The organism is Metabacillus sediminilitoris, assembly GCF_009720625.1.
GTDB classification, from domain to species: domain Bacteria; phylum Bacillota; class Bacilli; order Bacillales; family Bacillaceae; genus Metabacillus; species Metabacillus sediminilitoris.
This window is the reverse complement of sequence record NZ_CP046266.1, coordinates 2,057,937-2,072,194: the sequence shown is the minus strand read 5'-3', so window position 1 is coordinate 2,072,194 and position 14,258 is coordinate 2,057,937. Positions and strand designations below refer to the sequence as shown.

Annotated in this window: 11 protein-coding genes, 2 pseudogenes and 1 riboswitch; of the genes and pseudogenes, 6 read left to right on the top strand and 7 right to left on the bottom strand. The window is 36.0% G+C overall.

Going from position 1 to position 14,258, the window contains the following annotated elements:
- The first annotated feature begins 201 nt into the window (after positions 1-201).
- Together GMB29_RS09880 and GMB29_RS09875 are read left to right on the top strand one after the other, a co-directional pair.
- Positions 202-1,029 (top strand): carbonic anhydrase, encoded by an 828-nt coding sequence (locus GMB29_RS09880; protein WP_136356406.1) that lies wholly within the window; start codon positions 202-204, stop codon positions 1,027-1,029.
- A 349-nt stretch (positions 1,030-1,378) separates the two neighbouring features.
- A riboswitch (guanidine-I (ykkC/yxkD leader) is annotated at positions 1,379-1,479 on the top strand.
- Positions 1,480-1,561: 82 nt separating this feature from the next.
- Positions 1,562-1,945, top strand: a complete 384-nt coding sequence (locus tag GMB29_RS09875) for an ACT domain-containing protein (protein ID WP_136356408.1) — start codon at positions 1,562-1,564, stop codon at positions 1,943-1,945.
- A gap of 273 nt (positions 1,946-2,218) precedes the next feature.
- Here the strand turns inward: GMB29_RS09875 and GMB29_RS09870 are convergent, their stop codons facing one another.
- Both GMB29_RS09870 and GMB29_RS28020 read right to left on the bottom strand, forming a co-directional pair.
- Positions 2,219-3,334: a mandelate racemase/muconate lactonizing enzyme family protein gene (locus GMB29_RS09870; protein ID WP_136356410.1), complete on the bottom strand. Its 1,116-nt coding sequence runs from the start codon at positions 3,332-3,334 to the stop codon at positions 2,219-2,221.
- A gap of 377 nt (positions 3,335-3,711) precedes the next feature.
- A pseudogene (locus GMB29_RS28020) lies at positions 3,712-3,837 on the bottom strand (ATP-dependent DNA ligase); the annotation flags it as partial.
- Between the two features lie 570 nt (positions 3,838-4,407).
- On the opposite strand from GMB29_RS28020, the gene GMB29_RS09860 reads away from it, so the two are divergent.
- Together GMB29_RS09860 and GMB29_RS09855 are read left to right on the top strand one after the other, a co-directional pair.
- Complete coding sequence (locus GMB29_RS09860) at positions 4,408-4,860, top strand: VOC family protein (RefSeq protein WP_136356412.1); 453 nt, start codon at positions 4,408-4,410, stop codon at positions 4,858-4,860.
- A 408-nt stretch (positions 4,861-5,268) separates the two neighbouring features.
- Positions 5,269-6,290, top strand: a pseudogene (locus GMB29_RS09855) (DHA2 family efflux MFS transporter permease subunit); the annotation flags it as partial.
- A gap of 514 nt (positions 6,291-6,804) precedes the next feature.
- On the opposite strand, the gene GMB29_RS09850 reads toward GMB29_RS09855, so the two are convergent.
- Together GMB29_RS09850 and GMB29_RS09845 are read right to left on the bottom strand one after the other, a co-directional pair.
- Entirely contained in the window at positions 6,805-7,704 is a 900-nt protein-coding gene (locus GMB29_RS09850) for a sulfite exporter TauE/SafE family protein (RefSeq protein WP_136356414.1), read from the bottom strand.
- Positions 7,705-8,447: 743 nt separating this feature from the next.
- Complete coding sequence (locus tag GMB29_RS09845; RefSeq protein ID WP_136356416.1) at positions 8,448-8,696, bottom strand: hypothetical protein; 249 nt, start codon at positions 8,694-8,696, stop codon at positions 8,448-8,450.
- A 593-nt stretch (positions 8,697-9,289) separates the two neighbouring features.
- Here GMB29_RS09845 and GMB29_RS09840 point away from each other — a divergent pair.
- Both GMB29_RS09840 and GMB29_RS09835 read left to right on the top strand, forming a co-directional pair.
- Entirely contained in the window at positions 9,290-10,918 is a 1,629-nt protein-coding gene (locus GMB29_RS09840) for a family 14 glycosylhydrolase (RefSeq protein WP_136356418.1), read from the top strand.
- Positions 10,919-11,151: 233 nt separating this feature from the next.
- Positions 11,152-11,343, top strand: a complete 192-nt coding sequence (locus GMB29_RS09835) for a hypothetical protein (RefSeq protein ID WP_136356420.1) — start codon at positions 11,152-11,154, stop codon at positions 11,341-11,343.
- Between the two features lie 20 nt (positions 11,344-11,363).
- Here GMB29_RS09835 and GMB29_RS09830 read toward each other — a convergent pair whose 3' ends face one another.
- From GMB29_RS09830 to GMB29_RS09820, 3 genes are read right to left on the bottom strand one after another with little or no spacing between them, the layout of a single operon-like run.
- Positions 11,364-12,764, bottom strand: coding sequence for a sensor histidine kinase (locus GMB29_RS09830; RefSeq protein ID WP_136356422.1), 1,401 nt, complete (start codon positions 12,762-12,764; stop codon positions 11,364-11,366).
- A gap of 3 nt (positions 12,765-12,767) precedes the next feature.
- Positions 12,768-13,496 carry a response regulator transcription factor gene (locus GMB29_RS09825; RefSeq protein WP_406600343.1) on the bottom strand — a complete coding sequence of 243 codons (729 nt, stop codon included), beginning with the start codon at positions 13,494-13,496 and terminating at the stop codon, positions 12,768-12,770.
- 24 nt (positions 13,497-13,520) lie between these two features.
- The gene (locus GMB29_RS09820) at positions 13,521-14,249 is read right to left on the bottom strand and encodes an ABC transporter permease (RefSeq protein WP_168733909.1); all 729 of its coding nucleotides are present in this window, start codon (positions 14,247-14,249) and stop codon (positions 13,521-13,523) included.
- Positions 14,250-14,258 lie beyond the last annotated feature (9 nt).

Here is a 14,258-nt window from a genome sequence, read left to right as displayed (position 1 = left end):
TGGAAAACTAAAGAATATTAATGTTATCATGGCAACTGTTTTAGTCATAATTACCTTAATTATTACTAGTTCCTTTAATCTGATTTCTATATTTACTAGAAGACTTATGCTAATTACCATCATTTTTTATCAATCCAATTACGTGATCAACTCTTTTGAATAAATATCTACTAACCTTAATTTCAAAGGAGGAAATGAAAAATGATGTGGATTCGATTTATTATGATGTGTATGTTCTTGGTGACTATTACTGCATGTTCTTCATCACCTTCCCCAATAGACCACGATAATAAGAATGCGGCTCAGGATGAAACGAAAAAAGAAGAACACGAGATACATTGGTCTTATTCTGGGGATACTGGACCAGAATATTGGGAAGCCTTAGACTCGTCTTTTAAAGCATGCGGAAGAGGAATGAAACAATCTCCCATCAACTTAGAAGATGCAAAAGCAAATAAAACTTCAGAGGCAGATATCCGAATCAATTATCAGCCGAGCTCCTTTACAATTAAAAATAATGGACATACTGTGCAAGCAGATACAAACACAGACGAAAACTCTATTGTTATTGATGATAAGGAATATAAATTAGTTCAATTCCATTTCCATGTTCCATCTGAACATCAAATGGAAGGAAAAAATTTGGATATGGAGCTGCATTTAGTACATAAAAGTGAAGACGATCAATTAGCTGTACTTGGTGTATTGATGAAAGCAGGAAAAGAGAATAAAACTCTAGCAGAACTCTGGTCAAAGTTACCGAAGGAAGAATCGGAAGAAAATATTCTATTGGAAGAGGAAATTAATCTTTCTTCTTTATTACCTCAAGACAAAACGGCGTACCATTATAACGGATCCCTAACCACCCCACCTTGTTCTGAAGGGGTAAAGTGGACAGTTTTTGCTGAACCGATTTCAGTATCTCAAGAACAAATTGACCTATTCACATCCGTCTTCCCAGACAATCATCGACCAGTTCAACCTTGGAACGATCGAGATGTATATGAGGTTTTAACTCATGAAAATTGACCTTAGATTTTGTCTTCTAAAGCTTTAAGATCTATTCTTATTTATACTTCAATAGAAAAAAGGTGAGCTGGAAATTATTTTTCAGCTCATCTTTTTTCCTTTTTGAAAATCCTCAGATTCAGTCGTCTTCATTTTGTTCAACAATATGGCCCTTAAATGGAAAATGAGCGCTTATCCAAGTTACTTTTTTAGGAGGTATTGTAAACCCTTAAACTCATAGAAATCTTCCGGTCTACATACCCAAATTCTTTATATAATTTCTTAGCAATACTATCAAAAACGATAAAGTGGTAATATCTTGAGAATTGACAATTACATGTTTCTGATAGATAATTTCTCTAAATTAATAAAAAATGTTTTCTAGGGTTCCGCGGTTTATTTTATCCGGTCAGGTCCGAGAGAAAACACACAGTAACACTGTGGACACGGAGGGATAAAAGCCCGGGAGATATCATTAACGATATTTTCCGGGCTTTTTTGTTTTTCGTGTTAAACAAAAACTTATTCTATGGGGAAATGGAGTTGATATTTGTTGAATTTATCTGTACTTCCTGGAACAATGTCTGTCTTAAAATTAGATCCTTCTAAAGCTATTCCTAAATGGGCTCTTGAAAATAAAAATTTTGTTTCAATTACTTATACAGATGAAGAACTATCTATAGTATGTGCAGAAGAAGTAGTACCGTCGCATGTTGAAAATATTGAAATAAGTAACGAATGGAGATGTATTAAAGTGGAAGGACCTCTTGATTTTTCACTGACAGGAGTATTATCTTCCCTTGCTTCCCCACTTGCTGAAGCTAAAATTAGTATCTTTGCCATTTCTACTTATAACACAGATTATCTTCTAGTTAAGTCAGACACTTTAGAACAAACTTTACAGATATTATCTGAACACGGACATTCTGTCATCTAATAATAATTTGCACTCAAACAAACATAACTGGAATGATCTATAACCTCCTTTGGCTCAAAGCTAAAGGAGGTTATTTTAGTATCCTAGATACATTGAATTCCTATAAGGGGTAACTAGCGAAGCTGGTTCAATAAACCTTACTCCAGAAAATGGCCCTTAACATAAAGAAAGAGCACAATTCTTGCTGTAGAATTGCGCCCTTTAATTGAATAAATAAAATATAAAATTAGTCCTAAAATCACTTAATGCTTCTTCAACTAAACTGCACCGTTGTTAATAGGATGAACCATCCCAAAGATATTTTTTAATCAAATCCATATTCACTTCAACTCCAATTCCCTCTCCCTGTGGAATACAGACCTTTCCATTCACTGGCTTAACAGGAAGAAGCTCCGAGAAAGGATTCTCCATCACATCCCATTCGGCCGGCTCAATAGCATCCTCCCCCATTTTGCTCCATGGCTTCAGGTTGGCCAGACAAAACAAGGTATATAGACGAGTTATCACTCCATCATAGCTATGAGGGGAAACACGAATTCCAAAATGGCGTGCAAGCTTCAAAGTGTCGAAAAAATCATCTATTCCATTTTCATGCATGATATCCGGTTGAATGATGTCAATTGACTTTTTAGTAAGCAGTGGTATAAATTGCTTTGTACTTTTGATGTTTTCCCCGCCGGCAACAGGAATGGACAGGTTGGAACGAAGGAACTGATAATCCTGAACCTGATCCATTGGCATCGGCTCTTCCAGCCACAAAAAATTCGCCGATTTAGAAAAACACCTCTCCCACTTTCGGGAGGTTGCCAAATCATAGCTTTGATTGGCATCCAGAATAATTCCCACCTTCTCGCCGACGGTTTTCTGAAGAGCTTCGATATGCTCCAGGTCTTCCCTGAATACCCTACCTCCTATCTTGACTTTTATTTTCCCCAACCCGTTTAAAACACTTTCTTCCGTCATTCTGAGAGAATGCCTTATCCAATCTGAGTGATCCGAATAAGACTGGAACGAAGCATAAACCGGAATACTGCTTCTAAAGCTTCCTCCCCAAAGCTCACAGACAGAAAGATGGGCATATTTAGCAACAATCTCGGTTAAAGCCATACTAACAGCGGAGGCTGCACGCTGATGCCACTTCTTCACAGTGCCGACAAGCTTCAGCCGGTCAGTTACCTTTTTTCCAATTAAGAAAGGAATAATTCTCTCTTTAAATCCGATGTCCAGGGTCGGCAACCAATCAACGCATTCCCCCCAGCCATGTACACCCGATTCCGTGATAATCCGGATAAGATAGCAGGACCGGTAATACTTGTAGCCATTTGCATCCCCATATGGCTGAGATAGCTTATAGAATAAGGGGTAGGTTTCGATTTTTTGGATTTTCATACGATCACACCTTTTTTTGCATTAAAAAACTCCTAAATAGTGTTGCCTATCAAAGGAGCTTTGTTTCAGAATAACGATATTTATTTAAGAGGTATTTAGCATTGGCTTTTTAGTGGTAAGCTCTGTTAAACTTGCCTGGTTAATAAAAAACCCTGGAGTTTAAGTACATTTCTTCAAAATTTTCGCTTTACAATTTAACATGTTATTCAACAATCTGACCCTATAATGGAACAACTTATTTGTTCTTTTCTCTTTCATTAAAAAAACGCCCACAGATAAAACATCCAAAGGTGCAAAACGGTGCAACTTTTTTGATTACGGTACAACTTTATTTCAAATTTATATGTAAAGAATGAAATACTATATAAACCCAAAAGTTTAATTAAGGCTTCAATGTCCGGTTTTCCGCCTGAATCAGTAAAAATAATCTCTCCATCTAATACCGTACCATCATGAATATCTATTGTTAATAATTCCGGGAACTTTGCAGTAACCTCGTTGTTTATCAAGACTTAATTTTAAAAAAACTTTTTAATAAAGGGTTAATATATATTAGTCATGTATAATATGTGAAACACGAAGAATTTTTTCTTCCCCTTTTTTCTATAATTTTTCGTCAACTAATGAACAATTATAGTTTTAAAATAAGATTCGATTATTTATAAAAACTCCAATCACCTTAAAAAGTTTAAGCAAAATTCCCAATTATGTTATTCCATAAAAGGGCCATTTAATGGAGTACAGGGCAGGAATATTTTGTGGGGAAGTCGAAGTTGTTTTATCGAATAGCAACTACGGTATCGAATTTTTGAAACTATTTGAACATGATGGCATTCACGAAATAAGGTTCGCGAATATTCCAATAGTAGAGGGTTTACGAAGTGTTGTTCGTTAACAAGATGTTATATGACATACCCGAAAACCCAATTTCACATTTTCCTATACTGTGACTTTTCTTTGTTATCATGAACTGTGACAAGGTGTTTTTTGTTTGGAAGGAATTTGTAACTTTTTAATAGAATAATTATGAAGATGATCAGATAATAAATTTTTACACATAAGGAGATAAAACTATGGCAAAAAACAAATTACTAAGAATGGACAATGTCGGCATCGTTGTAGAATCCCTTGATGACGCAATCTCTTTCTTCGAGGAGATTGGCTTGAACCTCGAAGGGCGAGCCACTGTCGAAGGTGAATGGGCTGGTCGCGTAACCGGATTGGGTTCTCAGTGCGTAGAGATTGCTATGATGGTTACACCAGATGGCCACAGCCGACTTGAACTTTCACGATTTCTCACCCCACCTACTATATCAGATCACCGGACTGCTCCTGTAAACGCCCTCGGTTATCTACGCGTCATGTTCACCGTTGAAGACATTGACGAAATGGTATCCAGACTCATTAAGTATGGTGCTCAGCTCGTTGGCGAAGTGGTTCAGTACGAGGACTCGTATCGGCTCTGCTACATTCGTGGAACCGAAGGACTTCTAATCGGTTTGGCGGAACAACTCGATAACAAATAAATAAGTGACGTTTTATAAAAAGCCTTTACTGAAATATACATTACTGAATTAAAAATTGAAACAGAAAAGCAGTGTGAAAGTAACTTAAAGAAGTCGGGTACGTCATATAAAACAGCATTCAAGCTGCGGGACTCTCCGAGCCCCTTGGTCACCAGGAGAAGAAGCAGGGAAGCAGATTCAGATTAGTACTGTTAATCATTCTATTATGTATAAAAAAAAGAGAATATATGCTTGATTTAAACATAGTATCCTCGTTTATTATAGTATAGTTAATCATTATCATGGCGAGTGTACAGTCGAACTTTGATATCAAACTTTGAAAGTATTAACCTAATGCCATCTAGTTTAAGTTACCAAGACCTAAATCGTAAAAAGTCATAAAAAATAAGGGGCAATACATATTATCCATTATCCGGTTTTATGATTGAATATCTGTCATGGAGATGGCTATTTATTGGGATAACCCCTTTAGTATTAGTCGTTATTGTTCTTGCATTTAAATATTTAAAGAATGTTGCTGAAACAACAAAAGCGAAATTAGATATTACAAGTGTCATTTTGTCAACGGTTGGTTTTGGCTCTATTTTATTTGGATTTAGTAGCGCAGGAAGCAAAGGGTGGGAGAACCCTGTTGTCATTACAACAATTATCGTCGGAATAATCGTTTTACGATTTTATTTTGTTTACGTCAAATAAAATCCAAAGACCCTTTATTAAATCTATCTGTTTTTAAGTATAAAATTTTCACTATCACATCGTTCATTAATGTATTAATTACGTTAATTATGTATGCGGATTTAATTCTTTTACCAATATACTTGCAGGATGGACGAGGTTTTACAGCTTTTGAAGCAGGTTTACTTTTATTACCTGGAGCTGTGATTAATGCCTTCCTATCACCTGTCACAGGTAGAATGTATGATAAATACGGAGCTAAACCACTCTTTGTGACAGGTTTACTTTTTATCATTATTTCCATGTGGGGAGTCATTGATTTAACTGAATCTACAACCTATCTATATTTAATGGTTCGTACATGTATTTTACGAATTGGATTAAGCTTTATAACTATGCCGTTAAATACAGCAGGATTAAATGCTTTACCAAGAGAACTGAGTTCACATGGTTCGGCAGTAAATAATACTGTTCGCCAATTAGCAGGTGCTATTGGAACAGCAGTTGTCATCACAGTGTATACCATTCAAACAACTTCACATACCTCTGAGCTATCTATGGAAAATGAAAATATTACAGCTACGCAACTAGCGAAATTAGCTTCTATCTTTGGCTCAAGTGATGCCTATCTATTTATGTTAGTCTTATCTTTTGTGGCGTTAATTTTTGCTTGCTTTATGCCTAACAAAACAGTAAGTTCAAAAAGTATGCTTGAAAAAACTGGTATGACAAAAAAGGCAAAGGTAATCACCTAAATTTAACATTGTTATTCAACGTAATAAAATGAAAGCATATCTAAGATTTGTCAGATATGCTTTATTTAGAATTCTTACTAATGATAGTACAATTTCATCCATTATTTTACAATCCAATTCATTAAAATAACTATCAAAGTCTTATTCCATTATATTGATACAAAGCTATATAGGAAAAAATTAGAAAACTCAAAGGAATTCTACTTCCCGCACTGGCAGCGTAGAGGTCAATATGCCCTATTTTTCTATGTAAAAACAAAGAGCCTTTCCGGATTGGAAGGCTCTTTACTCACTGTTACATCATGAACTACTGTTTTAATTCGAGTAGTGAACAGCACTACATGTGTGGACTGCAATTGGCAACACATAGAATTTTGGTGGGTTTATCAACACATTCCTAAGATAACTTCATTGAGAGGCTTTCAAAAACTACTCAAAACTAAACTTATTGTAAGTTTTTCATTCTACCTGTTGAGATACTGCCAATTTCTAATAGCAGTGCCTTCTTAACGCCTTAACCCTCGATACTTGTTTTACCACTTCGATCGAATCGAATATTATTTCGAACTGTCCATGCAATTGCAAAAATCCAACCAAACCCCAAAATACTATAGCTAACAAAGGTTAGTTCAGAACTAATACCCATTGCATTTAGAACTGTGTTTAAATTCGTAAGAATAATAAATCCTCCAACAACAACACCTAGTAAATAGGAAGGAATGATACGAACTAGGTATGCTGCAATTGGTGCGGCAATGACTCCACCAATTATAAATGCTGCAACCCAAATCCAATTTAATTGTTCCCAACCTAAAAATAGTAAAAATCCTAAAGTAGCCGATGTTGTAACAGCAAATTCGCTTGCACCCACTGTTCCAATTACTTTTCTAGGTACTGCGTCTTTCCTAGATAAAAGCGTTGGAGTATTAATTGGTCCCCAACCTCCACCACCAACTGAATCGAAAAATCCCGCAACTGCTCCTAAAGGTACTAAATACCAAGTTGAAGATCCCTCAGATTCTTCTCCTTCCGTATCTTTTGAATTGTTCTGTTTAAACGAAAATCGTGATAGCACATAAATACCCATTAAGATTAAGAAAAAAGAAAGATACGGCTTGATCAAATCCCCGGATATACTACTCAAGAACGCCGCCCCAATAAAAGCACCTAATGCCCCTGGGATCATTAATTTAAAAAGCATTTTTTTATCTACATTCCCAAAACGATAATGAGAAACACCTGATGCTGCAGTTGTAACAATTTCAGACATGTGAACGGAAGCAGAAGCCACTGCTGGTGCCACACTAAACGCCATTAATAGTGATGTTGAAGTAAGTCCATACCCCATTCCCAGTGAGCCATCAATTAATTGAGCAAAAAAGCCGACAATAGCAAAAATAAGTAACTTTCTCATAGTAATCTCCTTAATGTCCTATTCCAAACACAAACAAAACATATAAGTATAGTGTGTTTTCATTTTGAAATAGACCCTTTTTCTGTTATATATATTAGTAAGTTCATAGACAATGTAAATTGATCTTTTTCATTTCGACTTTTCAAGGTCAAGATTCAAACGTTTAAACATCATTCTTCATATGATTAATAAGATAACATCGGAATTTAATTCACAGTATTTAAATAGGATTAATATGTATAATATATATGAGCAATGTTTAAATGTCTATACTAAGTTAATTGAAAATTCGTAGTTTTCTCCTAAATCTACATATCTCTTTTATAGATACTAAGAGATTCCTCAAAATAGTTCATCCTAAATCTTGCTCGAATTGTGTGAAAGTGAATTTGGGTAGTCATTCACACAACAAAAAGCAGGGGAATTCGATTCCTCTGCTTTTATTAAATTAAATCATTTTTTAAATATGCTAATCATCACTTGAATGACAAAAATGAACAAAATGATAAAGGAGTAAAACCGAATGATAAGATCATCAAATCCTCCACAACAATACGCAAGTTTAACGGCATTTTGATAAAGGATAATTGCTAGAAATAAATTCATAAAAGTAAATAAGAATTTAATTATTATATTTTTCACACAAATCGTTAAACTTATTATAATTATCTCAAAAAACAATAAAAAAAATTCTAGAAATGGTCTAATAAATTCATACATCTTAAACCTATCCTCCTTTATTATTAATAAAAGGAAATATAGTAAGATTTATCGTTGATCAAGATCCTCACAATTTCATTGTATGTACTAATATTAGAACCATTTACCAATAAATTAAAAAGATTGGGAGCATCTGAACTAGGACGAACTCTTTTTCGGTTAACCCAACCATCGCCCAAAGGCCGCCACCAAGCATCATACCGTAACTTGCCTCTTTCGTTTAAGTGCTCAACTAACGCACCTTTTTGCTGAATAACAGGTTTACTGTACATTTGGCACAGAATCCAATGAACCGTTCATTAAGTATTTCATTCATCTATGAATTGAAGTAGCGTTTTCAATAATCTCATCAACCTAATTTTTCCTAGTAGAATTAATATATCTTGTTCCTTGAAAAAGTACCGATATCTCCTTCTGAAAGAATACCATACTCCTTGCCTGAAACATGAAATTCTGAAATCAAGATTTGGTATAATTTTTTCAAATTTTCAAAAAATAACTTGACGAATATTTCCAGGCTAACTATAATTTTTTAAGAAAGGAGTATAACGGTCTTTTTTTTTGGATGTTAATGCAATCGTTTGCACATGTAGACTAAACAGATACATCCAAACTAGAATTCACTCCTTTTTTCTGCTTGTTTGGCCGTTTACAAAACATAGAAATGAATAGAAATCCAGAAAGGAGGTTACTCACTCGTAACCGGCAATCAAAACAATTTGTAACTTTTTCAATCAAACTGCTAATTTCAAGTTAGACATGTTCTTTTTAAACTTGTAAAAAAGAGTTATTTTCCGGCAACGACTTATCATTCTATGAAAGTTATTTTTAGTAAACCAAGTAAAAAAAGAAGGAGTATTCGTTTATGAGAAAAATATCCTATACAATACTAGCTTTTATGCTATGTTTGGTTGCTTTATTCTCAAGTTACTCACCTGCTCAGGCTGAAGTAAAGTCCGACTACAAATTGTATGTTATGGCCCCTTTAGGGGAAGTAACAGATTGGGATTCATTTAAAAAACAATTGGTTCAATTAAAAGAAAGTGGTGTATATGCATTAACAACAGATGTGTGGTGGGGTCTTGTCGAAGGCAATGGAGATAATCAATTTGACTGGTCTTACTATAAAAAATATGCGGAAGTAGTTGAGTCGTCAGGGTTAAAATGGGTGCCTATTATGTCTACACATCAATGCGGAGGTAACGTAGGAGACGATTGTAACTACCCTCTTCCGACATGGATATGGGATGAAGATTCTGTAGAAAATATGGCGTTCAAAAGTGAAAGCGGTTACCTGAATAAAGAGGCGCTTGCTCCTTGGTGGGATGAAGCGACAGGCCAATATAATGAATTATACAAGTCGTTTGCAAAGAACTTTGCTGACAAAAAAAGTCTCATAGTTAAAATTTATTTAAGCGGAGGTCCGGCTGGTGAACTAAGATACCCGTCCTACCAATTTGCAGATGGATGGGACTATCCTGAAAGAGGTCAACTTCAAGCCTATACAGAAGGCGCTAAAAAAGATTTCAGGCGCGCTATAAAAGAAAAATACGCAACCCTTAAAAAATTAAATACTGCTTGGGGTACAAAACTTAAAAATTGGAATCAAATTCAGCCTCCAAACAACGGTGATGAGTTCTTTACTAGTGGTGAAGCATACAGTTCACAATATGGTAAGGACTTCATGGAATGGTATCAAGGTGCCCTTGAAGATCATTTACAAAAGATTGCTAAAGTTGCTCATAAACAATTTGATAGCACCTTTAACGTGCCCATTGGAGCGAAAATTTCAGGTGTTCATTGGAAAATGAATGACCCTGAAATGCCGCATGCCGCCGAGTACAGCACGGGATACTATAACTATTCTCAATTACTTGATCAGTTTAAGAAATCTGATTTGGCCATCACGTTTACTTGTTTAGAAATGGGAGACCACGACGCATATAATGCTCCTTACTACAGTGCTCCTAGAAAGCTAGTTACTCAAATTGCTAACTTGGCGAATGAACGGGGTATTTCATTAAATGGCGAAAATGCACTCCCTCTTATTAATAACGAGTGGGGATTTGATAATTCTGCAGAAGTCGTTTTCAACTACAACTTTGAGGGTTTTACTTTACTAAGAATGACTTATTTATTCAATGATGAAGGAAATCCGACAAATGAATTTAACATGATGAGGGATAAATTGGGGGTGAAATCCGTTCCTGTTACATTTACAGTTAACAATGTTCCTTCAGCGGCAGGCCAGGGAGTTTACTTGACTGGAGCTAGAGGAGAGATTGGGAGATGGAATCCTGCTGAGTACGAATATAAGCTAACGCAAAATTCAGACGGAAACTGGAGCGGTACGTTCAATTTAGGTGCTGATCGGTTGTACGAATTCAAGTTTGTGCTAAAAGATGCGAATGGTAACATTACGTGGCAGCATGGCGATAACAACAGCTATCATACGCCTTCGACCGGTGTTGGAGAATACAGTTCCTCTTGGTAAAAGTAAGAAACTTCCTCAAATATGTCCCAATATAGGAGGAATTTATTTTTTCTTTGATAAACTGTAACTCAAATCCTTGATTTTATTGAATTTTTAATTACATTTTCTTGCAAGAGGGTGTTCTAAAATAACCTTTTAGGACACCCTTTTTATTTGATATTATTCTTAACCCGTATTAATTCTTGAAAATACCGCGATCAATTTTGCCAGTGCAAAGTTCAAAAGAGCTGTGAATGTCGGTACATGGTAATGTTTGGTGTCTTATGGTTCTTATTTCAATCGGCAATTTTGTTTCAAGTTCTGGATTGGGAACAATTGTCATGACACCAATAACCAGCATGCTTGCACTTCATACTCAGATTGACCATGGAAAAATAAGGATAGAAAAAGACCGAAAACAGTCTTTTTCCTTTAGCTATAATTAACAGCAAAATAGTAAATCCTCTTAAAAGACAATACAAATCCTAGTCCCTTTACCCAATGTACTCTCCACAACTATTTCACCGCCATGCGCTTCCACAATCTGTTTAGCTATGGCCAGTCCCAAACCGCTTCCTTTATGTGTTTCACCTGTATTTGTTCCGCGATAATAGCGCGTAAACAATTCTTCTAATTCTTCATTTGCAATGCCAATTCCATTATCCTCTATTAAAATATAGACATGTTCTTGTTGTTTTTGAACGGCAATCTGAATAATGGTTTCTTGCGGATTATGAACAATGGCATTATAGATTAAATTCATTAAGGCACGTTGTATCAAGGTTCTATCGCAACAAAACGAATACTTGTCAATCTCTGGTTTAAATTCCAAGTGGCTTTCCTCATATAAGGGATGATTTAAAATTTGAATAATCGATTCCCTTACGACTTCAACTAAATCCTCGTCATTCTTATTTAATGGAAAGGAAGTGCTTTTTAGCTTATATGTGATGTTTAGATCTTCAATCAAATGTGCAATATAATCCGATTTTTCTAGGATAATATCCAGGTATCTCTTCTTTTCTATTTCCTCCAGCTCGTATTCCTGAATTAATTCGGAATATCCCTTAATGGAAGCAAGCGGGGTTTTAATATCATGTGTTATATTTGTCACCCACTCCTCCCTCGTCTTCTCCAGTTTCCTTCGTTCATCCTCGTTCGACTTTAGGCTGGATGACAATTCATTTAAGTTCTGAAAGACATTTTTATAAATGCCCTTTGGTTTATATTCGGTTTGAAAATGACCTTTGGCAAGGTTTTGAATCCCATTAATGATTTGAACAAGTGGTTTTGCTAACCGATTACTGAAAAAGTATCCAAAAAACAAGGCGATAAAGGTGACCACCAATACGACAGTCAAGATAATGAAAAGGATATCTCGTATAAGCGTTTCTGGCCGATAATTGATACTGCCTTTCCCTATGACACCTTCCGGAAATCCCATGATATAACTTAGATCCCGATTTCCTCTCTTTAGCTTCCCAACAAAAATAGTTGAGTTCTCAAGAGCTCCTGTAAACTTATGATAGTGAATGAGATCGGCAGGTGTATAATGCACAGGAGCTTTTTCCGGTTTAAATCGACTGTATATTTCTGTCCCATTTTCGTCCAGGACTTGGATCCAGATATCCCCTTGTTCCAGCTCAGCTAACATGGAATCCGGAATCGTTATCTTCCCGTTTTCAAACCGAATATGAGTCTCAAAATCTAAGGTATAATAACTCGGATTCTGATAAGGCAAAAAATGATCCTGTTTGCCATAATTACTGTATAATAGGAAAACGTTAATAACGAGAAACACAAAAAAGGACAGCAGCAGGCTTAGAACCATAAATATGAGAAATTGTCCGGTAATTTTCCATTTCATTGATCAATTCCCTCGTACTTGCAGCTTGTAGCCTAATCCTTTAACGGTTTTAATCCATTTCGGTTTACTCGGATCATCCTCTATTTTTTCTCGCAGCCTGCGAATGTGGACCATGATGGTATTGTCATTCCCAAAATACTCTTCTCCCCAAACCGCTTCACAAATTTTACTTTTGCTGAAAATTTGGTTCGGATGATTCGCTAAATAAATCAGCAATTGAAGTTCCTTCGCTTTAAGTGTAATCGACTGATTTCCTTTTTTGACTTCCCCTGTATTCGGAAAAATCTTGACGTCTCCAAACGTAATCAATTGATCTTCAATTTTGGCTTGAGCAACATACTCGTTTCTCCGCAATTGTGCCTTGATTCGAAATACCACTTCTTTTGTGCTGAACGGCTTCGTGACATAATCATCTCCACCAATTCCAAGACCAAGGAGTTTGTCAATTTCATCCGATTTGGCTGATAGGAAGATAATCGGTGCAAACGTTATCTCTCTCATCTTTTGGCAGACCTCATAGCCCTCCATATCCGGAAGCATGATGTCAAGGATAATAATATCAGGCTTATTTTTATCGCAAAGTTTGATTCCCTCTCGACCTGTTGTTGCTTTATCAATCTGCCCGAAACCATCCTTCCTCAAGACGGTTTCAAGCAGATTTAAAAGATCAACTTCATCGTCCACAAGTAATACTCTCTTGTTCACTAACCCCGTTAATGACATGTGCAAGATTCCTTTCTTTTCATCCTATACGCTTTATAGTACATCTTTTGTTCGAAAACGTAAAAATCCGATGCAGATCGTCAGAAGGAATAAGAAGATGGAAACAATCAGCATGATTAGATTTTTTCCGCTCATATCAAACACGTGGTTCAGGGACGAAACAATCGGATAATCCCATGGATAAAAAATCCAATATTTTTCTGAATTTGCGACTAGCATGGACGGAAAAGCAAGTCCTGCCCCCATAACCATCGGGACACCAAAGTGGCTAAACTGATAACTCAAATAAAAGATAACCCCGGTAATGCCCAAAGAGGAAAGAAACATGATCATGAATCGTTCTGTTATCCATAAAAATGGGATTTCGTCCAGGCCAAGCAAGTAAGCTGCCAAAACCATTCCAACATAAAGCAATACGAGACTATACAGGATAATCCCCATGCCCACAAGTAATTTGGAAATATACACCTTCTCCTTTTCTACCGGTAATGACAGCAGCTGTTTCCAGCTATTGTTACTATGCTCCATTCTTGCCATCATTGCCAGGACAATGGTAATAATGAGCGGTAAGATCAGCCAGCTGTACACCGCGATACTCCCTTGATATAAAAATGCTCTAAATACATCTTCCACTCCTTCTGTTCGATCCATTTTTGCAAACATCCAGCCCTGAAAAAGGGCAAACAACGTTAAAATCGTTGTGATCAAAATAATTTTCGATCGTCTTAATTTGTAAAATTCTACTTGTAATAACTTCTTCATCGGTCTTTC